Below are 23,689 nucleotides of genomic sequence, written 5' to 3' on the forward strand. Positions count from 1 at the left end.
GATTTAGAACCTGTTCTACTCGGCTATCCGGAAGGGCGTCAACGGTGGAGGCCTATCTGGTGGGTGCGGTCCGCAGTCCGGTCGGGCGGCGCGGCGGCGGACTGTCCGAGGTGCACCCCGCCGACCTGGGCGGGATCGTGATCGCGGAGCTGCTGCGGCGGACCGGCGTCGACCCGGCCGCGGTGGACGACGTGATCCTCGGCTGCGTGGACACCCTGGGGCCGCAGTCCGGTGACGTCGCGCGGACGGCGTGGCTCGCGGTCGGCCTCCCGGAGCACGTGCCCGGCGTGACGGTGGACCGGCAGTGCGGCTCGGGCCAGCAGGCGGTGCACTTCGCGGCCCAGGCGGTGGCGAGCGGCACGGCCGACCTGGTGGTGGCCGGCGGCGTGCAGAGCATGTCCCAGGTCCCGATCGGCAGCGCGATGGGCGCGGTGGGTCCCTACGCGGGGTCGCTGGGCTGGACCGCCCGCTACGGCGACCAGGAGGTCAACCAGTTCCGCAGCGCCGACGAGATCGCCGCCAAGTGGTCCCTGACCCGGCCGGAGCTGGAGGATTTCGCGCTGCGCAGTCACGAGCGAGCCCTGCGGGCCCATGCCCCTTCCCCGGACCAGAGAAGTCACGAAGAAACGGATGCAGGCGCGGGAGAGGTCGTCTCCATCGGACGGTGCACCGCTGACGAGTGCCCGCGGGCGGACACCTCGGCCGAGCGGATGGCGGCGCTGGCGCCGCTGCGAGAGGGCGGAGTCACCACGGCGGCGACGTCGAGTCAGCTCGCGGACGGAGCCGCGATGCTGCTCGTGGCCTCGTCGCGGGCGATCGGGGAGCACAGTCTGCGGCCGCTGGCCCGGATCCACCACGTCTCGGCGCGCGGGGACGACCCGGTGCTGATGCTGACCGCGCCGATCGAGGCGACCCGGCACGCGCTGCGCCGGTGCGGGTTGAGCGTGGACGAGATCGACCGGTTCGAGGTGAACGAGGCGTTCGCGAGCGTGGTGCTGGCCTGGATGCGGGAGACCGGGGCGGACCCGGAGCGGGTCAATGTCAACGGCGGGGCGATCGCTCTCGGTCATCCGCTCGGGGCGACCGGCGCGCGGCTGATCACCGGCATGGTGCACGAGCTGGCGCGGTCCGGCGGGCGGTACGGGCTGGTGACCATGTGCGAGGGTGGCGGGCAGGCGAACGTCACCGTCATCGAACGTCTCTGAGCCGGGCCAGGGTCTCCTCGGCGGACGCCATGATCCGGTCGATCAGCTCGGCGCAGGACGGCAGGTCGTCGATCACCCCGGTGACCTGGCCGGCGGACATCACGCCGTAGTCGGGCCGGCCCTCGACCATGGCCGTACGCAGCAGGACCGGGGTGCTCGCGGCGTGCAGGGTCTGCTGCCAGCTCAGGCCCCGGCCGTGCCGTGCGGCGCGCCCGGCGCCGACCGCCTCCGGCCAGGAGAGGCCCGCGAGGCGGCGGAAGACGGCCGCGTTCCGCAGCGCGCGGACCAGCCCGGTCAGCCGGCCGGAGCGTTCCAGCCGGTCGATGTACGCCGTCCGCAGCACCCGGTGCGGCACCCCGTCGACGCGGGTGGTGACCACCGTGCCGGTGACCGGGGCGTCCAGGTAGAGCCGCTTGACCCGCCCGGCGACCGGGCTGTCCGAGGTGAGCAGGAAGCGGGTGCCCATCGCGATCCCGGCGGCGCCGTACGCCAGGGCGGCCACCAGCCCCCGCCCGTCGAAGAAGCCGCCCGCCGCGACCACCGGCACCTCCACCGCGTCCACCACCTGCGGCAACAGCAGCGAGGTCGGGACCGGCCCGGTGTGCCCGCCGCCCTCGCCGCCCTGGACGAGCACCGCGTCCACGCCCCAGGAGGCCACCTTCTCGGCGTGCCGGCGGGCGCCGACCGAGGGCATGGTCAGCACCCCGCCGTCGGCGCACCGGCGGATCAGGTCCCGGCTGGGCGCCAGCGCGAACGAGGCGAGCCGGACCCGCTCGCGGATCAGGAGATCGATGCGCTCGCCGGCGTCCGGCGCGTCCGACCGTACGTTGACCCCGAAGGGAGCATCGGTCTCGCGCCGGATCGCCCGGATGGTCTCCCGCAGCTCCTCGAGGGTCATCGTCGCGGAGGCGACGATGCCGAAGCCGCCCGCCGCGCTGGTGGCGGCGACCAGGCGGGCGCCCGCGACGTACCCCATGCCGGTCTGCACGATCGGGTGCCGGCAACCGAGGAGGCCGGTGAGCGCGGTCCTCACCGCCGTAGCCCGCCGATCAGCGCCAGCTCCGCGGCGGACGGCTCACGGGTGACCGGGACCCGGGCCGGAACGGTCAGATCGAAACCGGTCGCGGCGCGGACCTCGTCGACGGTGACGCCGGGGTGGACCGAGCGGAGGCGCATCCGGTGGTCGGGCGTGGCGAAGTCGAGGACGGCCAGGTCGGTGACGACCACCCGGAGCTCGTGGAACGGCCCGGCCGGGCGGTCGTAGCCGACGCCGCAGACCATGTCGACGTGTTCGACGAAGACGCGCGGCGTGTGCTTCGGCACCCAGTAGCTGGTCGCGTGGTTGACGGTGTTGCCGGGCGCGCCGCGCACCCCGAGCAGCTGGCGGTGCGGGCGGGCCCAGTCCCCGACGCAGGAGATGTTCTGGTTGCCGTACCGGTCGAGCTGGCTGGCGCCCATCATCACGTGCCGCCGGCCGGCCGCGACCAGCTGGAAGACCGCCCGGTACGGGAGCCAGCCCTCGCCGGCGCCGCGGTACTCCAGGGTGGCCTCGCCGTCGGTGAGCAGCAGATCGGGCGCGAAGGTGAGCTGGGCCAGCCGCGCGCCGAGCCGGGGGATCGCGCCGGTCGGGCTGGCCAGGATCGCGCCGTCGCCCCGCCACGCGTCGGCGCAGGCGGCCACGCACACGTCGTCCCTGGTCACATCGTCCCTGGTCACGTCGCTAGCCGGGTCCGTCATCGATCGCCCTCTGATAGTCGGACTCGTCGCCGTCGAGGTAGCGCTTGCGGAACGTCGCCCAGTCGCCGGGGTTCGCGGCGGCCTCCGCGTACGACCGCTGGAACGCCTCGTCGCGGTCGTAGTCCGGGACGCAGCTGGTGAAGTGGGCGCCGTTCGGGGTCTCCACCACGCCGTCCACCATCGCCCGGTTGACCAGCAGGCCCTGCGGCGGGCCGGCGGCCGTCAGCTCGGCGGTGCTCAGGATCCGCTCGCAGGAGACGAAGCGGCGGCGGGCGGCGAGGCAGAACAGATCGTCGAAGTACGGGTCCGGGCCCAGGTAGCGGCCGTTGCCGTGCGCGTCGGCACGGTTCAGGTGGATCAGCGCGACGTCGAGGGGGAGCGCGGGCATGGCGACCAGTTCCTCGCCGCCCGGGTACGGGGACCGGACGGTGCGCAGGTCGGGGTTGACGCGCAGCACGTCGGAGCCGAGCCCGGCGCGGATCGGCAGGAACGGGAGGCGGTTCGCGGCGGCGAGCAGGCCCCAGTAGAGCATCCCCTCGTCGTACTCGGTCAGCTCGACGGTCCCGGCCCGGCGTGCCTGGCGGAAGTGCGGTTCGAGCGGGATCGAGTCGAGCGAGACGAAGCCGGTGACCACCCGGCGCACGCAGCCGGCGGCGAGCAGCAGGCCGACGTCCGGGCCGCCGTAGGTGACCAGGGTCAGGTCGCGGGCGCCGGAGCGGGCGAGCGCGCGGACCAGGGCCATCGGTTTGCGCCGGGAGCCCCAGCCGCCGACGCCGACGGTCATCCCGTCCCGGATCTCGCCGACGACCTCGTCGAGGGTCATGTCCTTCATGCGCCGAACCTCTCCCGGGCCCGGTCGCCGGCGCCGTTCAGGTTGAGTTCGAAGGTGAAGCCCTGTTCCAGGCGGTAGGAGCGCTTGACGTCCACCGGGTCGATCGCGTTGAGCGACTCCTTGGCCCGCCGGATGACCACGGGGTCCTTGGCCGCGATCTCCTCGGCGAGGCGTAGTGCGGTCTGCCGGAGGCGGCTGGTCTCCGAAATCTCGGTTATGGAACCCCAGGCATGCAGCTGCTCTGCTGTCAGGGCGCGGCAGGTGTAGACCATCGTGCGCATCAGGTGCTGCGGGACCAGGCGGGAGAGATGGGTGGCCGCGCCGAGCGCGCCGCGATCCACCTCCGGGAGGCCGAAGGTCGCGTCCGCCGTCGCCACGATCAGGTCGGCGTTGCCGGCCAGGCCGATCCCGCCGCCGAGGCAGAAGCCGTGGATCGCCGCGATCACCGGGACCGGGCAGTCGTAGACCGCGGCGAAGGCGGCCGCGCATCCGTGGTTCGCCGCGAGCAGGGCGGTGTGCCCGGGCGTACGCCGCATCTCCTTGATGTCGACGCCGGCGCAGAAGCCGCGCCCCTCGGCGGAGAGCACCACGACCCGGGTCGCGGGGTCGGCGCCGGCCGTGGTCAGGGTCTCGGCCAGGGTGAGCCAGCCGGCCGCGGGGAGCGCGTTGACCGGCGGGAAATCGATGACGACCTCGGCGATCGGGCCGGGGCGCAGATGAACGGCCACGCCTCGCAGGCTAACCTAGCGCTTGCTTGGTTAGCTAGCATCGGCGCATGGACCCCCTCGACTTCTCCGGCCGTGCCGTGGTCGTGACCGGTGGGACCCGGGGAATCGGCGCGGCGATCGCCCGGGCCTTCCGTGCCGCCGGGGCCGGTGTGCTGGTCTGCGGGCGGCACACCCCGGCCGACTACAACGACTTCTTCCAGGCCGACGTCCGCGATCCGTACCAGGCCTCGGCGCTGATCCGGGCCGCGGTCGGGCGCTTCGGGCGGCTCGACGTGCTGGTCAACAACGCCGGTGGCGGGCCGCACGCGGACGCGGCGAACGCCTCGCCCCGCCTGCACGCCAAGGTGATCGAGCTCAATCTGATCGCGCCGCTGCACGTCTCGCAGGCCGCCAACACGGTGATGCGGGAGCAGCCCTCCGGCGGGGTGATCCTGATGATCGGCAGCGTCAGCGGTACCCGGCCGTCGCCCGGTACGGCGGCGTACGGCGCGGCCAAGGCGGGCCTGCACCACCTCGCGACCAGCCTGGCCGCCGAGTGGGGCCCGAAGGTGCGGGTGAACTCGCTGGTCGTCGGCCCGGTCGGGGACGCGGTCGACCACGCCGCGCTCGCCAGGACGGTCCCGCTCGGCCGCCCGGCCAGCACCGAGGACGTCGCCGGGGCCTGCCTCTTCCTCGCCTCGCCGATGGCCGGCTACATCAGCGGCGCGGCCCTCGCCGTGCACGGAGGCGGCGAGTGGCCGGCGTATCTGGCGGAGTGGCGGGGCGGGGCGTAGCCTCCGCAGAAGCAGACCCTGAGCACCAGCTGAAACCCGGGGTCACGGCAGGAGCTTGCGGTGGTCCCAGCTCGTGACGCGGGCGGGGACCACCACGTAGGCGGTGCGCTTCGGGGCGGCCTGGGCGACGTAGGCGTCCAGTGCCTCGGCGGGCACGTCCGGCAGGCGGGCGGCGATCAGACGGCCGATCTCGGTCACGCCGGGCAGGTCGGCGATCGGGACGACGGTGCCGGTCACCTGGACGCCGCGCAGCGCGAAGTACTCCTCGCCGGCCTCGACCAGGCAGGTCACCCGGGGATCGCGGGCCAGGTTGCGGGCCTTCTGCGCGGCGCGGTAGGTCCAGAAGACGATCCGGTCGCCGCGCAGTCCGTAGAACATCGTCACCAGGTGCGGCGTGCCGTCCGGGTTGATCGTGGCGAGGTGCGTCTTGCGGCCCCCGGCGAGGAAGGCGCGTACCTCGTCCCCGGTCATCGCCACCGTCTCGCGCTGCTTCACGGGGCCTCGCCGAGCGTGGACGCGGCCAGCGGCAGCGTCTCCTCGCACACGTAACCGGGGCGCGGGGGATCGGCGGTGAAGAGCGGGGCGAGGGCGGCGTCCAGCTCGCCGGGCGTCCAGCGGTCACCGGCCGCGTGCAGGACCGAGCGGACCGTCGGCGGGCCGAGCAGGGCGATCACGTCGCCGTGCACCACGAGGACCTCGCCGGTGATCCGGTCGCCGTGCGGCCCGGCGAGGTGGACGACGAGCGGTGTCACGCGATCCGGGTCGAGCGGGTCGGGGCCGTCCGGTGCCGGGCCCATCAGCGCATCGGTCATCGCGGTGCGGGCGCGGGGGCAGATGGCGTTCGCGCGTACCCCGTAGGCGGCGCAACCACGTGCGGTCGCCAGCGTCAGGCTCACGATGCCGCCCTTGGCCGCGGCGTAGTTCGGCTGCCCGGCGGAGCCCAGCAGATAGGCCTCGGACGCGGTGTTGACGATGCGCGCGGTCACCGGCCGTCCGTCGTTCTTGGAAAGCTTTCTCCAGTACGCCGTGAAGAAGCGCGTCGTCACGAAATGCCCGCGCAGGTGGACCCGGATCACGGTGTCCCACTCCTGCTCGGACATCGAGAACACCATCCGGTCACGCAGCACACCGGCGTTGTTGACCAGCACGTGCACGCCGCCGAACGCCCGCACGGCCCGGTCGAGCAGCGCGGCGCCGGTGGACCACTCGGCCACGTCGCCGGGGCAGGTCACCGCCTCGCCCCCGGCCGACCTGATCCGGTCGGCGACCGCCTCCAGGCCGGGCCCGGGCAGGTCGTTGAGCACCACCCGCGCCCCGGCCCCGGCGAGGGCGACCGCCTCCGCCGCACCGAGTCCCCGGCCCGCCCCGGTCACCACCGCGACGAGGCCCTCCAGCGTGTTCACGGCGGCGGCCCTGGTCTGATCGGAAGCGGCCATGTCAGTAGCCCGGGCCGCTGAGGAGGCCGCCGTCGGCGAGGAACTCGGCGCCGGTCGTGTACGAGGCCTCGTCGGAGGCGAGGAACGCGACCAGCCGGGAGATCTCGACCGGTTCGGCGAAGCGGGGCAGCGGCAGCGCCTTGAGGAACGCGAGCGGGTCGACCCGGGTCAGCGTGTCGGCGGCGCCGAGCGACATCGAGGTCAGGACGCCGCCCGGGTGCACCGAGTTGACCCGGATCCCGGCCGGGCCGAGCTCCTGCGCGGCCGAGCGGGTGAGACCGCGGACCCCGAACTTGCTGGCGCTGTAGGCGGCCAGCCCGGACGCGCCCGCGATGCCCTCCACCGACGAGATGTTGACGATCGACCCGCCTCCCGCGGTGGTCATCGGCCCGGCCACCGCCCGGATGCCGAGCCAGCAGCCGACCAGGTTGACCTCGAGCACCTCGCGGAACGCGGCCGGCTCCATCTCGGCGATCGGGGCGTGCCGCAGGATGCCGGCGTTGTTGACCAGCACATCGACCCGCCCGAACGCCGCGATCGTGGCGCCGACCGCGGCCGTCCAGTCGTCCTCGCTGGTCACGTCGTGGTGGACGTACCGGCAGCCGTCCAGTTTCGCGGCGACCGCCTCGCCCTTCGCGTCGAGCACGTCGCCGATCACCACCCGCGCCCCCTCGGCGACGAAGTGCCGCGCGTGCGCCTTGCCCATCCCGCGCGCCCCGCCGGTGATCAGCGCGACCTTGCCCTCGAGCCTGCCCACGGAGCCTCCCGGTACGCCTCTACCAAGCGCTTGCTTGGTAGACCCTACGCCGGTCCGGCCGGTCGCTCCAGTGCGCGGTTCAGGTGGCGGGGTGGGTGGTGATGCCGTCGAAGAGCAGGCTCAGGAAGCCCTCGACGATCTGGTCGGTGGTCCAGCCCGCGCCCTGCCGCCACGACGTCGGGATCCAGAGGATGTCGCGGAGCAGCCGGTAGACCAGGCGGGCGTCCAGGTCGGCGCGGAACTGGCCGGTCTCCTTGCCGCGCTCCAGCTGGTCGATCCAGGTCTGCTCGATCTCCTTCATCGCGGTGCGCAGGTAGCCGAACCGCGGCTGCGCGCTGAAGTACGACCAGTCGTTCTGCAGCATGGTCAGCGCCGCGCGGTGCCGGGCGAGGGTTTCGGTGCTGGACCGGACGATCCTCTCGATCGCCGTCCGCGGGTCGCCGCCGTCCGCGGTCGCCGCGCGGTAGCCGGCCAGCACGTCCTCCAGGAACGCGCTGAGCAGCTCGTCGCCGATCGACTCCTTGGAGTCGAAGTGGTGGTACAGGCTGCCGGAGAGGATGCCGGCCGCGTCGGCGATCTCGCGCACCGTGGTGGCCCGGAATCCCTTCTCGGCGAAGAGGTCACCGGCGAGCCGGACCAGGTCGGTGCGCCGGTCCGTCTTCCTGCTGTTCGGGGTCGTCACCCGCCCATTATCCCGCCCGGCCAATCGCTTGCTTGGTAGACCCCCGCGCGGATAGCTTAGAACGTGTTCTAGTTCTGGTCCTGGCTGGCGCTCAGGGGTGTGTCCGGGATCGTGAGACACCCCTGAGCGCCAGCCGAGAGAGTGAGGCGCGGATGCGGGCGGCGGTTCTCCACACCATCGGGGACGACAAGTTCGATCTGCGCGACGACGTCACGGTCGTCGGGCCCGGTCCCGGCGAGGTGCACCTGCGGGTCCGCGCCGCGGGTGTCTGCCACTCCGACCTCTCCGCCCGCGACGGCGGCCTGCCGCAGCCGGTGCCCGCGGTGCTCGGGCACGAGGCGGCCGGCGACGTGATCGGGGTCGGCGAGGGCGTCGACGACCTGCGGCCCGGCGACCGGGTGGCGGTCAACTGGACACCCGCCTGCGGCGTCTGCGCGCACTGCCGCCGTGGTGAGCCGTACCTCTGCCTGACGCACGTGATGACCGGGTACGTGATGCCCCGCTTCCTCGCCGGTGACCTGCCGGTCTTCGGGATGGCCGGGGTCGGCGCGTTCGCCGAGGAGATGGTGGTGCCCCGGCAGGGCGCGGTGAAGATCGACGCCGACGTGCCGTACGAGGTGGCCGCGCTGGTCGGGTGCGGCGTGACCACCGGCGTCGGCGCGGTGATCAACACGGCGGGTGTCCGGCCCGGCGAGTCGGTGGTGGTGATCGGCTGCGGCGGGGTCGGCATCGCGGCGATCCAGGGCGCCCGGCTCAGCGGCGCGCCGGTGATCGTGGCCGTCGACACCGTGCCGGCCAAGCACGACGTCGCCCGCCGGTTCGGGGCCACCCACGCGGTCACCCCGGCCGAGCTGGGCGATCTCTCCGCGGAGCTGACCGGCGGCGAGGGCTTCGACTACGCGTTCGACGTGGTCGCGGCGCCGCAGACGCTGCGCACGGCGTGGACCGCGGCCCGGCGCGGCGGCACGATCGTGGTGGTCGGCGCCGGCCGGGACCATCCCAAGGTCGAGTTCAGCCCGTTCGAGCTGCTCTTCGAGAGCAAGCGGATCCTCCCGTCGCTCTACGGCTCGGCCGATCCGCCGCGTGACTTCGGCCGGCTGCTGGCGCTCTGGCGGGCCGGCCTGCTCGACATCGAGGGCATGATCAGCCGCCGGCTGCGCCTGGAGCAGCTCGGTGACGCGCTCGGCGCGCTGGGCCGGGGCGACGTGGTCCGGCAGGTGATCGTGGACGGCTCGTGATGCGCCTCGGCATCCAGCTCGGCTACCACGGCTCCGGGTTCGCCGCGGCGGCCGACGAGGTCGCCGAGTACGAGTCGGCCGGCGCGGAACTGGTCGTGGTGCCGGAGGCGTACAGCTTCGACGCGGTCAGCCGACTCGGCTTCCTCGCCGCGCGTACCCGGAGAATGGGTTTGATGTCCGGGGTCATGCAGTTGCAGACCAGGACACCCACGCTCACCGCGATGACCGCGGCCGGACTCGATCACGTCTCCGGGGGCCGCTTCACGCTCGGGCTCGGCGCGTCCGGACCGCAGGTGATCGAGGGATTCCACGGCATCGCCTTCGGCTCGCCGCTCGGCCGCATGCGCGAGACCGTCGCCATCTGCCGGGCCGTCTGGCGCCGGGAGCCCTTACGGTACGACGGGAAGCATCACCGCATCCCACTCCCACCCGGCGAGGGCACCGGGCTCGGCAAGCCGCTGAAGCTGATCAACCACCCGGTCCGCGACCGGATCCCGATCATGCTGGCCGCCATGGGCCCGCGGAACGTGGCGCTCGCCGCCGAGATCGCCGAGGGCTGGCAGGCGCTGTTCCTGGACCCGCACGCGGCGGCCCCGGTCTACGCCGCGGCGCTGCGCGAGGGGCTGTCCCGCCGCGACCCGTCGCTGGGCCCGCTCGACATCAGCGTCCCGCTCCCGTTCGCGATCGCCGATCCCACGCCGGAGCTGCTCGCCGGGCACCGGGCCCAGCTCGCGCTCTACTTCGGCGGGATGGGCGCCCGCACCCGCAACTTCAGCAACGACCTGCTCCGCCGGTACGGCTACCCGGGCGAGGCGGCGCTGATCCAGGACCTGTTCCTGGCCGGCCGCCGCGCCGAGGCCGCCGGGGCCGTCCCGGACGCGGTGCTGACCGGTACCTCCCTGGTCGGCCCGCCGTCCGTGATCCGCGACCGGCTGGCCGCCCTCGCCGCGTTCGGCGTGACCACCGTCCTGGTCTCCCCGCTCGCCGCGACCCGGGCCGAGCGGGTCAAGGACGTCGCGACCCTGCGCGCCGTCCTCGACGAGCCCTGACCGCGACCAGCCCTGACCGCGACCAGTCCTGACCGCGCCGATCGGTGAAAGCTTGTCGGACGGTGTGTCAATCCAGCACGCGGTGCATGCGCAGGCTGCGGACGTGGTCGTCGGTGCGCGAGCCGTACGCCTGGACCGTCTCGACCGGGCGGAAACCCCGGGCCCGGTAGAACGCGATGCCCTTCTGGTTGCCGAGGAAGACCGACACCCACTGCTCCTTGGCGCCCGCCTCGCGGAGCCGGTCGGTGACCGCGTCCAGCAGCAGGGTGCCCAGGCCCCGGCCGCGCTGGCCCGGCTCGAGGTAGAGCACGAACACCTCGCCGGTGGTCGGATCCTTCATCCCGCCCCCGGTGACGCCGACGATCCTGCCGTCCTCCTCGGCCACCTGGTAGCCGAGCCACGCGGGCTCGGACGGCGGGATCTCCCTCGCCGTCCGCTCCTCCGTGTAGTACACGGCGATCATGCGATCGATGAAGCCCTCCGGGAGGATGTCGGCGTACGCGACCTGGTAGGCCTTGGTACATACCTCGGCGATGCTGGTCACGTCGGCTTCGGTGGCTTGACGGACAACGGCGGTCAACGATGATCCTGGCACGAGGGCAAGATTAGTCACGTGATCCGCGGGCCGCCCCCGCGGCGGCGTGGTGGTCCGCCGGGGCGTCCCGGTTCCCGTCCCGCCCGGCCGGATAACCCGGTGCTGGAACGGGGTGGTTCGGGGCAGGATGTCCGGTGTGGAGACATGGGGACCCGGTCGATATCTGTGGTGGCTCACGCGGGAACTGAAGGGGCGGGTCGCACTCGGCGCGGTGTTCGGGTCGCTCTGGTTCCTCAGTCTGGCCGGGATGCCGTACTTCATCTCGCAGGCCATCGACCACGGCCTCGGCCCGCGCAGCCGCGGCGCGCTGGCGCTCTGGACCGGCGGCGTCCTGCTGCTCGGCCTCGCCAACGCGGGCCTCGGCATCTCCCGGCACCGGAGCATGACCAAGCTGCGTACCGAGGCCGCCCTGACCACCGCCGAGCTGGTGATGGCGCACGCCGTCCGGCTCGGTGCCGCCCTGCCCCGCCAGGTCACCGCGGGCGAGGTGGTCACCATCGGCATCTCCGACGTCTGGACGATCAGCCGGGCGATGAACGTCGGCGGGGTCGGGGTGGCCGCCGTGCTCGGCTGCATCATCATCGCCACCCTGCTGTTCCGTACGTCCGGGCTGCTCGCCGCGGTGGTGCTGGTCGGCGTCCCGGCGATCGCCGCGATCGTCACCCCGCTGCTGCGGCGTACCCAGCGGGCCGGATCGCGGTACCGGGAACGCCAGGGCCGTCTCAACGCCCGGCTCGTCGACGTGACCGGCGGCCTGCGCATCCTCAACGGGCTGGGCGGCGCCGACGCGCAGCTGGCCCGCTACGAGCGGGAGTCCGCCCGGCTGCGTGACCAGGGCTACCTGGTCGGCCGCCCGTCGAGCTGGATCGGCACGCTCGGCGAGGGGCTCCCGGTGATCTTCCTGGCCGCGGTGATCTGGCTGGCCGCCCGGATGGCGGTGGCCGGCCGGATCAGCATCGGCGAGCTGGTCGCGGTCTACGGGTACACCGCGATGCTGGTCATCCCGGTGACCGTGCTGATCTTCTGCGGCTTCGACATCACCAACGGCCTGGTCGCCGCCCGCCGGGTGGTCGACTTCCTGCGGCTGCGGGTGGACGACCCGGACGGCGGTGCGGGGCCGCCCACCCCGGCGGTCCTGCACGACCCGGACTCCGGGGTGACCGCCGAGCCGGGACGGCTGACCGCGCTCGCCGGGCGCCGCCCCGCGGACGCCACCGAGGTCCTCGACCGGCTGGGCCGGTACGCGCTCGGCGAGGTGTCCTGGGGCGGTCACCGGCTCGCCGGGGTGGCCCGGGACGAGGTCCGGGCCCGGCTGCTGGTCGCCGAGAACGACGCCCACCTCTTCGCCGGTCCGCTGCGCGAGGTGGTCGCCGGGCGGCACGAGCCGGACGACGACCGGGTCCGCGCGGCCGTCGACACCGCCGCCGCCCACGACGTCGCGGCAGACCTGGGCCGCCCGGTCGACGCCGGCGGCGGGAACCTCTCCGGCGGCCAGCGGCAACGCCTCCGCCTGGCCCGCGCGGTCCACGACGACCCGGAGACCCTGCTGCTCGCCGAGCCCACCTCGGCGGTCGACGCCCACACCGAGTCCGCCATCGCCGAGCGGCTGGCGGCGGCCCGGACCGGGCGTACCACCGTGGTCGCCACCACCTCGCCGGTGCTGCTGGACCGGGCCGACACGGTGCACTACCTGGTCTCCGGCCGGGTGGCGGCCACCGGCACCCACCGGGCGCTGCTCGGTACCGAGCCGGGCTACCGGGCCCTGGTCAGCCGGGTCTTCGGGGAGTCGCCCGACGCCGATCCCGGGTTCGTCGCGGAAGGGGAGAACGCGTGAGCACCACACTGCCGATCGCCGATCAGCGGACCGTCTACCGGGCCGCGTGGCGGCTGATCCTCGCGGACCGGCGCTCGGTGGCGGCGATGCTCGGGCTGAACGCGCTCGCCGCGCTCGCCGCCCTGGGCGCGCCCTGGCTGCTCGGGCGGGTGATCGACACGGTCACCGCGGGCGGCGGTACCGGCGCGGTGGACCGGCTGGCCCTGGCCGTGCTCGGCTGCGCGCTCGCCCAGATGCTGCTGAGCCGGTACGCGCTGGCGATCGGGTACCGCTTCGGGGAGCGCACCGCGGCCCGGATCCGGGAGAACTACCTGCGCCGGGCGCTGAACCTGCCCGCCGCCGTGGTTGAGCGGGTGCCCGCCGGTGACCTGGCCGCCCGAGGCACCACCGACGTGGACGCGGTCGCCACCACGCTCCGCGACATCCTGCCCCGGGTCTTCATCGGCCTGGTCGAGGTCGTCTTCATCGTGGCCGCGGTGCTGCTGCTCGACCCGCTGCTCGGCGTGGTCGGCGTGCTCGGGCTGACCGGGATCGTGGTGGTCACCCGGTGGTACCTGAAACGGGCCCGGGACGCGTACCTGCGGGAGGGCGAGGCGAACTCCTGGCTGGCCGAGGAGCTGGCGGCCACCACCGAGGGCGCCCGTACGGTCGAGGCGTTCCGGCTGGCCGAGCGCCGGATGGCGGCCGGGTCGGCGGCCCTGGCGGAGACCCGGCGCACCCGGATGGCCACCCTCGCCCTGCGCAGCGTGTTCTTCCCGGTGGTCGAGACGTCGTACGCGATCCCGACGGTCTTCGTGCTCGCCGTCGGCGGCCTGCTCTACATCGACGGCCGGATCAGCCTCGGCACGGTCGGCGCGGCCGTGCTCTACCTGCGGCAGCTCGTCGGGCCGGTGGACACCCTGCTGATCCGGATCGAGATGTTGCAGAGCAGCGCCGCCTCGTTCGCCCGGGTCGAGGGGCTCGCCGCGGTGCCCGCCCCGCCCCCGCCGGCCACCGAGGCGCCCCGCGACGACCGGATCGAGGTCCGGGGCGTCCGGTACGCGTACGACACCGGCCGGGACGTGCTGCACGACGTCGACCTGACCGTCCGGCCCGGCGAGCGGCTCGCCGTCGTCGGGCTCTCCGGCGCCGGCAAGTCCACCCTGGGCCGCCTGATCGCCGGCGTCGACCGCCCCTCCGCGGGCAGCGTGACGGCCGGCGGCGTCCCGGTCGCCGACCTGCCCCCGGACCTGCTCCGCCGCCAGGTCGTGCTGGTCACCCAGGAGCACCACGTGTTCCGGGAGACGCTCCGGGAGAACCTGATGATCCCGGCGCCGGACGAGACGCTGCGCCGCGCGCTGGCCACGGTCGGCGCCGACTGGGCCACCGACCTGGACCGCGACCTCGGCGAACGGCCACTCGACGGCGCGCAGGCCCAGCAGCTCGCGCTGGCCCGGGTGCTGCTCGCCGACCCGCACACGATCATCCTCGACGAGGCGACCGCCCTGCTCGACCCGACCGCCGCGCGGACCGCCGAACGGGCCCTCGCCGCGGTCCTGCACGAGCGCACGGTGATCGCGATCGCGCACCGCCTGCAGACCGCCCACGACGCCGACCGGGTGGCGGTGATGGACGACGGCCGCATCGTCGAGCTCGGCACCCACGACGAGCTGCTGACCGCGAACGGCCGCTACGCCGCCCTCTGGAGCTCCTGGCACGGCGCCGACTCCGCGACCCACACCCGGCCGTAGCGCGCCGCCGGGTCTCGGCTGGCTCACAGGGGTGTCTCAAGGACCGCGAGACACCCCTGTGAGCCAGCCGGAGAGCGGGCGGCATCCCCCGTGCGAGCTACCGGGGACTGTCCCCCGTACGGTGACCCGGCCCGTGATCCTGGTCGTTACGCTGCCCGGATGTTCCTCAGGGATGCGGTACGACGATGGCACCGGCTCGGCGAGCCGGTCCGGGACGGTCTGCTCGCGGTGGTCCTCGCCGCGATCTCGTTCCTCCCGGCGCTGCAGCACCACGGCACCCAGCTCGGCGACCTGCCGCCCCGGCCGGTGGACGCGTTCGCCGTGGTCGCGTCGCTCGCCATGTCGCTGCCGCTCGTCGTACGCCGCCGGTGGCCCGCCTGGTGCCTGACCGTGGTCGCGGCCGGCTTCGCGCTGCAGGAGCTGGGTGGCCACAGTTCGTTCGCGAGCGTGGGACTGCTGGTGGCGATCTTCAGCGCGGGGGCACATCAGCCGTCGTCGCGCCGCTGGTGGGGCCTCGGCGCGACGGTGGCGTACGCCGGGCTCGCCGCGGCGCTGATCGCGAGCGGCTCGCCGAACGGCCCGGCCGACATGGCGGTCTTCTACGGCGCGCTGGCCGCGGACTGGCTGCTCGGCGCCTGGCTGCGCAAGACCCGGGCCGACGAGGCGGAGAACCGGCGGCTGACCGCCGAGAGCGCGCGTACCGACGAGCGCGTGAAGATCGCCCGGGAGCTGCACGACGTGGTCACCCACCACGTCACGGCGATGGTGGTGCAGGCCGGTGCCGCCCAGTTCCTGACCGCGCAGCCGGAGCGGGTGCTGGAGAGCCTCGAGTCGATCAACGACACCGGGCGGCGGGCCCTCTCGGAGCTGCGCGACCTGCTCGGCGTCCTGGACCCGTCGCGGGACGCGCCGATGGGCCGGCTGCCCAGCCTGAGCCAGCTCGACGAACTGGTCGGGCAGACCCGGGACGCGGGCCAGCCGATCGACCTGGTCCGCCAGGGCAGCCCGCGGGAGCTGGGCGCGGCCCGGGAACTGGCCGCGTTCCGGGTGGTGCAGGAGTCGCTCACCAACGCGCTCAAGTACGCGGCCGGCAGCGACACCCGGGTGGAGGTCGACTACCGCCGGGAGGGGCTGCGCCTGGAGATCGTCACGGCGAAGGCGGCCGGCCCGTCGCCGGGCACCGGGGGATCCGGGCGAGGGCTGGCCGGGCTGCGCGAACGGGTCGAGGTCTTCGGCGGCGAGTTCTCGGCGGGCGTACAGGCGAACGGCGGCTTCGCGGTCCGCGCGCACATCCCGGTCGCCGATCACCCCTGATCTCGCCGCCGTCACGCCTGGCCTCGCGGTTGTCACGCCTGATCTCGCCGCCGTCACGCCTGGCCTCGCGGTTGTCACGCCTGATCTCGCCGCCGTCACGCCTGGCCTCGCGGTTGTCACGCCTGGCCTCGCCGCCGTCACGCCTGATCGAGCGGGCCGTCACCCCGCGCACTCGTGCAGGATGCCGGGGATGAGCGACGAACCGATCCGGGTGCTGGTCTGCGACGACCAGGCCCTGGTGCGGACCGGGTTCGCGACCATCTTCAGCGCCCAGCCCGACATGACCGTCGTGGGCGAGGCGGAGGACGGCGCGGCCGCGGTCGAGATGGCCACCCGCCTGCGGCCCGACGTCCTGGTGATGGACGTCCGCATGCCGATCATGGACGGCATCGAGGCCACCCGGAGGCTGGCCGGCGCCGGGGTCGCCGACCCGGTCAAGGTGCTCGTGGTGACCACGTTCAACATCGACGAGTACGTGTACCGGGCGCTCCAGGCCGGGGCGAGCGGCTTCCTGCTCAAGGACGTCTCGCCCCTGCAGCTGGTCTCCGGGGTCCGTACGGTGGCGCGAGGTGACCAGTTGCTCGCGCCCGAGGTGACCCGCCAGCTGATCGGCCGGTACGCCGAGCGGGTCCGGCCGGGTGAGCCGTCCGGTGGAGCGCCGGGCGGGCTGACGCCCCGGGAGCTGGAGGTGCTCCGGCTGATCGCCTCCGGGCTCTCGAACACCGAGATCGCGGCGAGCCTGGTGCTCAGCGGGGAGACGGTCAAGACGTACGTCTCGCGCATCCTGGCCAAACTCGATCTGCGGGATCGGGTGCAGGCCGTGGTGTACGCGTACCGGACCGGTCTCGTCATCCCCTAGTCGCTAGACCATCCCCTGTGGGAGCGACCGCGGACTGTCCACCGTGAGGTGACGATCCTCGATGGCTGTCCGCATAGCGTTCTTCCTGTGAGGGCGGCGAGGGGCCGCTCCTGGTGGAAGAGGGATCGCGATGAAACGCTGGCTGCCTTTGATCATGCTGATGGTGATCTTCATCGTCACCGACGCCGCGGTGGTCGGACTTCTCAACGCCGCCTCCGGCATCGCGATCGTGAGCCTTCTGCTGGGCTTCCTGGCGGCGGGTGCCACGCTTCTGCTGTACGAGTTCAGCGTGCGGAAGATCGAGAAGAAGGAGGCGGTCGACGTACCCTGGTCCAGGGCGGCGGCCGGGGTTCGCAACGGCACCCTGCTCGGCGTCGGCCTGTTCACGCTCACCGTGCTGCTGATCGCGATCTTCGGCGGCTTCTCGATTGCGGGCTGGGGCTCCTTCGGCGGGATGATCTCGATCTTCGGCCTGATGACGGCGGTGGCGGCCGTCGAAGAGGTGCTCTTCCGTGGCGTGCTGTTCCGGATCATCGAGGAGAAGGCCGGCACCTGGCGGGCCCTGGCGATCTCGGCGGTCATCTTCAGCGTGCTGCACCTGCTGAACCCGGGCCGCAGCTTCGGCGGCGTGATCGGGATCGTGGCGGCGGGTGCGATGGTGGCCTCGGCGTACGTGGCGACCCGCTCCCTCTGGGTGCCGATCGGGATGCACCTCGGCTGGAACTGGGCCGAGGGCGGTCTGTTCGGTGTCACGGTGTCGGGTTCGGAGGGTGGCCGGGAGGGCCTGCTGCACGGGGTGTTCGACGGTGGGGCGGCGCTGACCGGCGGCAGCTTCGGGCCGGAGGCCAGCATCGCGGCGATCCTGATCGGGCTGGTCGCGACGTACCTCTTCCTGCGCAACGCCCAGCGCAACGGGAACATCCGCCCGCGTCCGGCGGCGGTCCTGACCACCGCTTCCGCTTCCTCCTCCGCGGCTTCCGTCTCGCCCACCGCGTCCGTCTCGCCCACCGCGTCCCCCGCGTCTGCCTCGTCCGCTTCGGCCGGCGCTGGTGAGGCCTCCTATCGGGAGCAGGCCGAAGCCTCGGAGTGAGTTCGTCAGTGGGACATGCGGGCCGCCGCCGGGGTACCGGTTGCGGCCCGCCCTGCTGTCTGCGCACGGATTCTGGCTAGCCTCCTAGGAAGCCCAGAGCGGTAGTGGCGGGCCGGATCGAGGGGAATCGGGCTTTCGAGAGGGGTGGGCCGGGTTCTCCGGGCTGATCGGGTGGGTTTCTCGGCCGAGTGGGCCGGGTTTCCCGGACCGGCGAGCCGGGCTTCTCGAGTGGGTGAGCCGGTAAGGAAAGTCTCCGGAGAACCGGTTTGTGGGCGGTTGCCCGGGCGCGAGAGGATCGCAGCGTGGAGGAACGCGGAGAGCGAGCCGACGGGCTTCGGGTCCAGCTGTTCGGGGCGCTGCGGGCGCATCGGGACGGCGGCGACCTGGTCGTGCCCGGTGCGCGGCTGCGCGGGCTGCTGGCCCGGCTGGCGCTCGCCGCCGGCCGGCCGGTCGGGGTGGGGGTGCTCGTCGACGCGCTCTGGCCGGAGGAGCGGCCGGGTGATCCGGCGAACGCGCTGCAGTCGCTGGTCTCGCGGCTGCGCCGGGTGCTCGGGGATGCGGACGCGGTGGTGCAGGAGGTGGGCGGCTACCGCCTCGGGGTGAACGCGGACGACGTGGACGTGGTCCGGTTCGAGAGGCTGGCGGCGTTCGGGCGGGAGCGGTTGCGAGCCGGGGACGCGGCGGAGGCGTCCGAGGCGCTGAGCGAGGCGCTCTCGCTGGCCGCCGGGCGGGGCGTGACGGGCGCGGCCGGCGGTGGTCCGGGTGCCGGCCGTGGTCCGGGTGCCGGCCGTGGTCCGGGTGCCGCCGGTGGTCCGGGTGCCGCGGGTGGTCCGGATGCCGTGGGTGGGGCGGTCGCGGGCGACCTGGGCGTGGTGGTCGCGGGCGAAGTGGGCGTGGTGGCCGAGGGTGTCGTGGTGCGGCTGGCGCGGGCGGTGGCCGGGGCACAGGTCGATCTGGCCGAGACGGATCTGCTGCTCGGGCGGCAGGACGTGGCCGAGGCGAGGCTGGTGCCGTTGCTGGCCGAGCATCCGCTGGACGAGCGGGTCGCGGTGCTGCTGATGGACGCGCTCGCGGCGCAGGGACGGCAGGCGGACGCGCTCGCGCTGTTCGAGCGGGTGCGCGAGGATCTCGCCGATCGACTGGGCGCCGATCCCGGCAGGGCCCTGCGAGAGCGGCATCTCACGCTGTTGCGGGCGCCGGCCGAGGTCGTACGGGAAAGGGAAGCGGAAGCGGGGAACCTGCCTGAGCCACTGACGAGTTTCGTGGGGCGGGAGGATGATCTCGCGCGGGTGGACGCGCTGCTCGTGGCCGGGCGGCTGGTGACGGTGCTCGGGCCCGGTGGCGCCGGGAAGACGCGGCTGGCGACGGAGGCGAGCCGGCGGCGGCGCGGTGACTACGCGGACGGCGTGTGGATGATCGACCTGGCGTCGGTGACCGTGCCGTCGGAGCTGCCCGCGACCGTGCTGAACGCGACCGGGCCGCGGTCGACCACGATCTTCGAGAGCGCGAAGGCCCGGCTGGAGCGCGGTGAGCTGGACATGCTGGTGGAGCAGTTCGCCGGGCGGGACTACCTCCTGCTGGTGGACAACTGCGAGCATCTGATCGACGCGGTCGCGCATCTGACGACGACGCTGCTGGTGCGCTGTCCCGGGCTGCGGATCCTGGCGACGAGCCGGGAGCCGCTCGCGGTGGACGGGGAGGCGCTGGTGCCGCTCGGTCCGCTGGCCATGCCCGATTCCGATCACCTGGACGAGGCGCGGGCCGCTCCGGCCGTGCGGCTGTTCGCCGAGCGCGCCGCCGCGGTCCGGCCCGGCTTCACGGTCGATGAGGCGACGGTGTCCGACATCGTTCAGGTGGTGCGCCGTCTCGACGGCCTGCCGCTGGCGCTGGAGCTCGCGGCGGCCCGGCTGCGCACGCTGGCGCTGGGTGACCTGGCGGCCGGGCTGGACGACCGGTTCCGGCTGCTGACCACCGGCAGCCGTACGGCACTGCCCCGGCACCGGACGCTGCGCGCGGTGATCGCCTGGAGCTGGGAGCTGCTCGCCGAGGATGAGCGGATCGTGGCCGAGCGGGTGTCGGTGCTGCCCGGCGGCGTCACCCCGGCGTCGGCGGCCGCGGTCTGCGCCGGGACGACGGTCGCGGTCGCGGAGATCCCCGAGCTGCTCGCGGCCCTGGTCGACAAGTCGATGCTGCAGCTGGTGGGGGACACCGGGCGTCACCGGATGCTGGAGACGCTCCGTGAGTACGGCATCGACCGGCTCGCGGAGCAGGGTGTGCTGGCCCGGGTTCGGGAGCTCGCGGCGGGTTTCCTGCTGGCGCTGATGTCCGAATATGATCCGCTGCTCCGGACCGGTGCCCAGCTCGACGCGCTGCGGGTGGTGCGGGCGGAGTACGACAACGCGCTCGCCGCGCTGCGGTACTACTGCGATGCGGGGGAGGCCGGCGCGGCGATCCGGCTCGCCATGGATCTGTCCTGGTACTGGCAGATGTTCGGGCGGCACGCCGACGCGGCGTTCTGGCTGCGGGAGTCGCTGGCCGTGCCGGGGGAGCGGGATCCGCTGACGAGCGACGCGGCCGAGGCGATGCTGATGCTCAACCGGGCCGGCTCGGAGACCGCGATGATCACCGAGACGGCGGAGCAGCGGCGACGGCGTACCCGGGAGCTGGCCGCACGGCTGAGTGCGGCGCCGGCACCGCCCGGGAAGTTCGGCGCGATGATCTCGATCGTCCTCTTCATGGCGGAGGAGACGGCCGAGGCGGAGGCCCGGCTGGTGCGGCTCTGCGAGGACGCGGATCCGTGGGTGGCCGCTCTCGCCCACCTCTTCCGGGCCCAGGTGGCGGAGAACAAAGGCGACGTGGCGCGGGTGGGTACCGACGTGGACCTGGCGCTGGCCGGGTTCCGGGCGGCCGGCGACCGCTGGGGCCAGGCCACCGTGCTGCCGATGCGGGCGATGCTCCGGCAGTACGAGGGCGATCTGGACGGTGCGCTCGCCGATCTGCTCGCGGCGAAGTCGCTGGCCGGGCAGTTCGGGTCGCTGGACCTGGGTGACGAGATCTTCATCGATCTGCGCTGGGCCGACCTGCACATGCGGCGCGGCGAGCCGGACAAGGCACGGGACGCGGTCGCCTCGGCCCGGCGGCGGGCGGAACGCGCCATGTCACTGGAGATGAGCGTGCTGATCGATGCCCTGGAGGCGGGGCTGATGGTCAGCCTCGACGAGCTGGAGCGGGCCGAGGCGTTGCTGGAACGCGCGTCGCGGGGACTGTCGGTGGACGGCGCCGAGATCATGACCGGCGATCACGGGCTGGCCATCGTCGGCACGGTGGACGCGGCGCTCGCCCTGAAGCGCAACGATTCGCCGCGGGCCGAGCGGGCGCTGATCCGGGCGTACGCCGCGGCGATCGAGACCCGGGACATGCCGGTCATGTCGATGGTGGCGGTCGGCGCGGCGGGGCTCGCCGACCTGCTCGGGCGCCCGCGGGAGGCGGCGATGCTGCTCGGCGCGGCGGCGAGGCTGCGCGGCGCGCACGACCCGACCGACATGACGGTGTCGTGGCTGACCCGGCGGGGGCAGGAGGCGCTCGGCGCGGCGGAGTTCCAGGAGTCGTATCAGAGCGGGTGGGCGCTGGACCCGGGCACGGCACTGGCCCGGGTGAATCCGGGCCAGCTCGCGATCGACGGGGTCTGACCGCGGCGCGCGATCGACGGGCGTGACGACCGCTCGCGCAGGCTCGCAGTGGTCGGTGACGGCCTGTGCCCGACGAATCCGATTGATCGGATTCGTCGGGCAGGTGATCGGCTGCGCGGATCGGATTCAGGCTCGGCGGTTGTAGGCGCGCAGGGCCAGGGGGACGAAGACGACCAGCAGGCCCGCCATCCAGGCCAGGGTGATCATCAGGTGGTGGGCGACCGGGCCGCCGATGAGGAGGCCGCGTTCCGCCGCGACGATCGAGGTGATCGGGTTGACGTGGACGAAGCCCTGCAGCCAGCCCGGCAGCGTGCTGGTCTGCACGAAGACGTTGCTGCCGAAGGAGAGCGGGAAGACCAGCAGGAACATCACGCCCTGGACCGCGCCCGAGCTGCGGACCAGCATGCCGACCCAGACCGAGATCCAGCAGAAGCAGAGGCCGAAGGCGATCGCCAGGCCGACCGCGGCCAGCGTCGGCACCGCCCCCGTCTGGATCCGGAAACCCATCACGGTGCCGAACCCCAGCATCACCACGCAGACCGTCAGGTAGCGGACGACGTCCGCCATGACCGCGCCGATCAGGGGTGCCGACCGGGCCACCGGTAGTGACCGGAACCGGTCGAAGACGCCCTTCTCGATGTCGGCGTTGAGGTTCTGGCCGAGCGCGATGCCGCCCATGGCCAGCGACTGTCCGAGCAGGCCGGGCAGCAGGTACTGCAGGTAGGCGTGCCGGTCGCCGCCCGCGATCGCGCCGCCGAACAGGTAGGTGAAGATCAGCAGGAAGATCACCGGCTGCAGCGTGACGTCGATCAGCGCCTCGGGCGTCCGGATCGTCTTGATCAGGCTGCGTCTCATCAGCGCACCGCTGTGCCTGATCAGGGCGAGCAGGCTTCCGCCGCGAGGGTGGTCCACGCGTACGGGCATCGTCATCGCGGTCATGCCGGCGACTCCTTGCGGGTGTGGTTGTCGGTCAGCGTGTGGAACACCTCGTCGAGGCTGGGCAGGTGCAGGGCGAGCTCGGTCACCTCGACGCCGGCCTGCCGCAGCGCGGGGAGCACCTCGTCCAGGGCGGTGTCGGCGGTGACCGGCACCGAGGCGGCGCCGGGACGGGCGCCGGCCGACTCGTCCGGCGCCGCGGTGGTGCCGGGCGCCGCGACGACGTCGAGCACCTTGATCACGTCGGGCAGCCGTTCCGGGTCGGCCGGCCGGATCCGCAGGGTCTGCCCGCCGACGCGCCGCTTGAGCCCGTCCGGGGTGTCCTGGGCGATCACCCGGCCGTGGTCGACCACCACGATCTCGTCGGCGAGCGCGTCCGCCTCCTCGAGGTACTGCGTGGTCAGCAGCACGCTGGAGCCCTGCGCGACCTGGGTGCGGACGACGCCCCACATGTCCTCGCGCTTGGCCGGGTCCAGTCCGGTGGTCGGCTCGTCCAGGAAGATCACCTCGGGGTGACCGACCAGGCTGGCCGCCAGGTCGAGGCGGCGCCGCATGCCACCCGAGTACGTCTTCGCCATCCGGCCGGCGGCCTCGGTCAGGTCGAACCAGGCCAGCAGTTCGGCGGCGCGCTTCTTGGCGTCCCGTGTCGTCAGGTCCAGCAGCTGGCCGATCAGCACCAGGTTCTGCGTGCCGGTCAGGTCCTCGTCGACGGAGGCGTACTGGCCGGTCAGCCCGATGCGCCGGCGCACCTTCTGCGGGTCGCGGAGCACGTCGACGCCGGCGACGAACGCGCTTCCCTCGTCGGGGCGCAGCAGCGTGGCGAGCACCCGTACCGCGGTCGTCTTGCCGGCGCCGTTGGGGCCCAGCACGCCCAGGACGGTGCCCCGGCGCATCGCCAGGTCGACGCCGTCCAGCGCCTGGGTCGTCCCGAATCGTTTGCGCAGCCCCTCGGCGCGCACCACCAAGTCCTCCACCGGATCTCCCCCTCAGGTCTGTTGCGACTCTGAGAGTGCGGGATGCCGCTGGTACGGGGCGCACACGGCGCTGGCACGGCCGGAATCGGCCGTGCCAGCGATGTCAGTCCCGCACGGGCGGGCCGCCGGTCGGCGGGGCGCGCCGTGGGGGGGCGGGGGGCGCCAGCCGGTTAATTCGGGCTCATGCGATGTGGGGGTGGGTGCGGTGGGGGGGGTGGGGGCGGTGGCCGC

21 protein-coding genes are annotated in these 23,689 nt (G+C 73.5%); 10 read left to right on the top strand and 11 right to left on the bottom strand.

What is annotated here, in order from left to right; genetic code table 11:
* Nucleotides 1-44: 44 nt before the first annotated feature.
* Nucleotides 45-1,205: an acetyl-CoA C-acyltransferase gene (locus AB0M08_RS18775; protein WP_364494414.1), complete on the top strand. Its 1,161-nt coding sequence runs from the start codon at nucleotides 45-47 to the stop codon at nucleotides 1,203-1,205.
* Here AB0M08_RS18775 and AB0M08_RS18780 read toward each other — a convergent pair.
* From AB0M08_RS18780 to AB0M08_RS18795, 4 genes are read right to left on the bottom strand one after another with little or no spacing between them, the layout of a single operon-like run.
* Nucleotides 1,189-2,238 (bottom strand): nitronate monooxygenase, encoded by a 1,050-nt coding sequence (locus AB0M08_RS18780; protein WP_364494417.1) that lies wholly within the window; start codon nucleotides 2,236-2,238, stop codon nucleotides 1,189-1,191. The two genes, AB0M08_RS18775 and AB0M08_RS18780, sit on opposite strands and share 17 nt — an antisense overlap.
* On the bottom strand, nucleotides 2,235-2,942 hold the full coding sequence (locus AB0M08_RS18785; RefSeq protein ID WP_364494419.1) for a CoA-transferase: 708 nt from the start codon (nucleotides 2,940-2,942) through the stop codon (nucleotides 2,235-2,237). Before AB0M08_RS18785 ends, AB0M08_RS18780 begins: the two co-directional genes overlap by 4 nt.
* Nucleotides 2,926-3,774: a CoA-transferase gene (locus AB0M08_RS18790; RefSeq protein ID WP_364494422.1), complete on the bottom strand. Its 849-nt coding sequence runs from the start codon at nucleotides 3,772-3,774 to the stop codon at nucleotides 2,926-2,928. Before AB0M08_RS18790 ends, AB0M08_RS18785 begins: the two co-directional genes overlap by 17 nt.
* Nucleotides 3,771-4,502 carry an enoyl-CoA hydratase family protein gene (locus AB0M08_RS18795; RefSeq protein WP_364494424.1) on the bottom strand — a complete coding sequence of 244 codons (732 nt, stop codon included), beginning with the start codon at nucleotides 4,500-4,502 and terminating at the stop codon, nucleotides 3,771-3,773. The genes AB0M08_RS18790 and AB0M08_RS18795 overlap by 4 nt, the downstream gene beginning before the upstream one ends.
* A 47-nt stretch (nucleotides 4,503-4,549) precedes the next feature.
* Here AB0M08_RS18795 and AB0M08_RS18800 point away from each other — a divergent pair, with 47 nt between their 5' ends.
* Nucleotides 4,550-5,275 (top strand): SDR family oxidoreductase, encoded by a 726-nt coding sequence (locus tag AB0M08_RS18800; RefSeq protein WP_364494426.1) that lies wholly within the window; start codon nucleotides 4,550-4,552, stop codon nucleotides 5,273-5,275.
* Nucleotides 5,276-5,317: 42 nt separating this feature from the next.
* Here AB0M08_RS18800 and AB0M08_RS18805 read toward each other — a convergent pair whose 3' ends face one another.
* The 4 genes from AB0M08_RS18805 to AB0M08_RS18820 all read right to left on the bottom strand — a co-directional run bounded on the left by AB0M08_RS18805 (nucleotide 5,318) and on the right by AB0M08_RS18820 (nucleotide 8,150).
* A complete protein-coding gene (locus AB0M08_RS18805) occupies nucleotides 5,318-5,770 on the bottom strand; it encodes a TIGR03618 family F420-dependent PPOX class oxidoreductase (RefSeq protein ID WP_364494428.1) in 453 nt (150 codons plus the stop codon).
* Nucleotides 5,767-6,711: an SDR family NAD(P)-dependent oxidoreductase gene (locus AB0M08_RS18810; protein WP_364494431.1), complete on the bottom strand. Its 945-nt coding sequence runs from the start codon at nucleotides 6,709-6,711 to the stop codon at nucleotides 5,767-5,769. The genes AB0M08_RS18805 and AB0M08_RS18810 overlap by 4 nt, the downstream gene beginning before the upstream one ends.
* A 1-nt stretch (nucleotide 6,712) precedes the next feature.
* Nucleotides 6,713-7,468: a glucose 1-dehydrogenase gene (locus AB0M08_RS18815; protein ID WP_364494434.1), complete on the bottom strand. Its 756-nt coding sequence runs from the start codon at nucleotides 7,466-7,468 to the stop codon at nucleotides 6,713-6,715.
* A gap of 79 nt (nucleotides 7,469-7,547) precedes the next feature.
* Nucleotides 7,548-8,150 carry a TetR/AcrR family transcriptional regulator gene (locus AB0M08_RS18820; protein WP_364494437.1) on the bottom strand — a complete coding sequence of 201 codons (603 nt, stop codon included), beginning with the start codon at nucleotides 8,148-8,150 and terminating at the stop codon, nucleotides 7,548-7,550.
* 152 nt (nucleotides 8,151-8,302) lie between these two features.
* Between AB0M08_RS18820 and AB0M08_RS18825 the strand changes: the two genes are divergently transcribed.
* Together AB0M08_RS18825 and AB0M08_RS18830 are read left to right on the top strand one after the other, a co-directional pair.
* A complete protein-coding gene (locus AB0M08_RS18825; protein WP_364494440.1) occupies nucleotides 8,303-9,388 on the top strand; it encodes a Zn-dependent alcohol dehydrogenase in 1,086 nt (361 codons plus the stop codon).
* Complete coding sequence (locus AB0M08_RS18830; RefSeq protein WP_364494443.1) at nucleotides 9,388-10,437, top strand: LLM class F420-dependent oxidoreductase; 1,050 nt, start codon at nucleotides 9,388-9,390, stop codon at nucleotides 10,435-10,437. The genes AB0M08_RS18825 and AB0M08_RS18830 overlap by 1 nt, the downstream gene beginning before the upstream one ends.
* A 67-nt stretch (nucleotides 10,438-10,504) precedes the next feature.
* Here AB0M08_RS18830 and AB0M08_RS18835 read toward each other — a convergent pair whose 3' ends face one another.
* The gene (locus AB0M08_RS18835; RefSeq protein ID WP_364494445.1) at nucleotides 10,505-11,017 is read right to left on the bottom strand and encodes a GNAT family N-acetyltransferase; all 513 of its coding nucleotides are present in this window, start codon (nucleotides 11,015-11,017) and stop codon (nucleotides 10,505-10,507) included.
* Nucleotides 11,018-11,279: 262 nt separating this feature from the next.
* Here AB0M08_RS18835 and AB0M08_RS18840 point away from each other — a divergent pair, with 262 nt between their 5' ends.
* The 6 genes from AB0M08_RS18840 (at nucleotide 11,280) to AB0M08_RS18865 (ending at nucleotide 21,548) form a co-directional block, all read left to right on the top strand.
* Nucleotides 11,280-12,866, top strand: a complete 1,587-nt coding sequence (locus AB0M08_RS18840; RefSeq protein ID WP_364494483.1) for an ABC transporter ATP-binding protein — start codon at nucleotides 11,280-11,282, stop codon at nucleotides 12,864-12,866.
* Nucleotides 12,863-14,596, top strand: a complete 1,734-nt coding sequence (locus AB0M08_RS18845; RefSeq protein ID WP_364494448.1) for an ABC transporter ATP-binding protein — start codon at nucleotides 12,863-12,865, stop codon at nucleotides 14,594-14,596. Before AB0M08_RS18840 ends, AB0M08_RS18845 begins: the two co-directional genes overlap by 4 nt.
* Nucleotides 14,597-14,755: 159 nt before the next feature.
* Complete coding sequence (locus AB0M08_RS18850) at nucleotides 14,756-15,910, top strand: histidine kinase (RefSeq protein ID WP_364494451.1); 1,155 nt, start codon at nucleotides 14,756-14,758, stop codon at nucleotides 15,908-15,910.
* Between the two features lie 190 nt (nucleotides 15,911-16,100).
* A complete protein-coding gene (locus AB0M08_RS18855) occupies nucleotides 16,101-16,769 on the top strand; it encodes a response regulator transcription factor (RefSeq protein WP_364494454.1) in 669 nt (222 codons plus the stop codon).
* 130 nt (nucleotides 16,770-16,899) lie between these two features.
* Nucleotides 16,900-17,859 (top strand): type II CAAX endopeptidase family protein, encoded by a 960-nt coding sequence (locus AB0M08_RS18860; protein WP_364494457.1) that lies wholly within the window; start codon nucleotides 16,900-16,902, stop codon nucleotides 17,857-17,859.
* Nucleotides 17,860-18,161: 302 nt separating this feature from the next.
* Nucleotides 18,162-21,548, top strand: coding sequence for a BTAD domain-containing putative transcriptional regulator (locus tag AB0M08_RS18865; protein WP_364494459.1), 3,387 nt, complete (start codon nucleotides 18,162-18,164; stop codon nucleotides 21,546-21,548).
* A gap of 126 nt (nucleotides 21,549-21,674) precedes the next feature.
* On the opposite strand, the gene AB0M08_RS18870 is transcribed toward AB0M08_RS18865, so the two are convergent.
* Together AB0M08_RS18870 and AB0M08_RS18875 are read right to left on the bottom strand one after the other, a co-directional pair.
* Nucleotides 21,675-22,487: an ABC transporter permease gene (locus AB0M08_RS18870; protein WP_364494462.1), complete on the bottom strand. Its 813-nt coding sequence runs from the start codon at nucleotides 22,485-22,487 to the stop codon at nucleotides 21,675-21,677.
* Nucleotides 22,484-23,458 (bottom strand): ATP-binding cassette domain-containing protein, encoded by a 975-nt coding sequence (locus AB0M08_RS18875; RefSeq protein ID WP_364494465.1) that lies wholly within the window; start codon nucleotides 23,456-23,458, stop codon nucleotides 22,484-22,486. Before AB0M08_RS18875 ends, AB0M08_RS18870 begins: the two co-directional genes overlap by 4 nt.
* Nucleotides 23,459-23,689 lie beyond the last annotated feature (231 nt).

Source organism: Actinoplanes sp. NPDC051851, from assembly GCF_040681165.1.
In the GTDB taxonomy this organism is placed as follows: domain Bacteria; phylum Actinomycetota; class Actinomycetes; order Mycobacteriales; family Micromonosporaceae; genus Actinoplanes.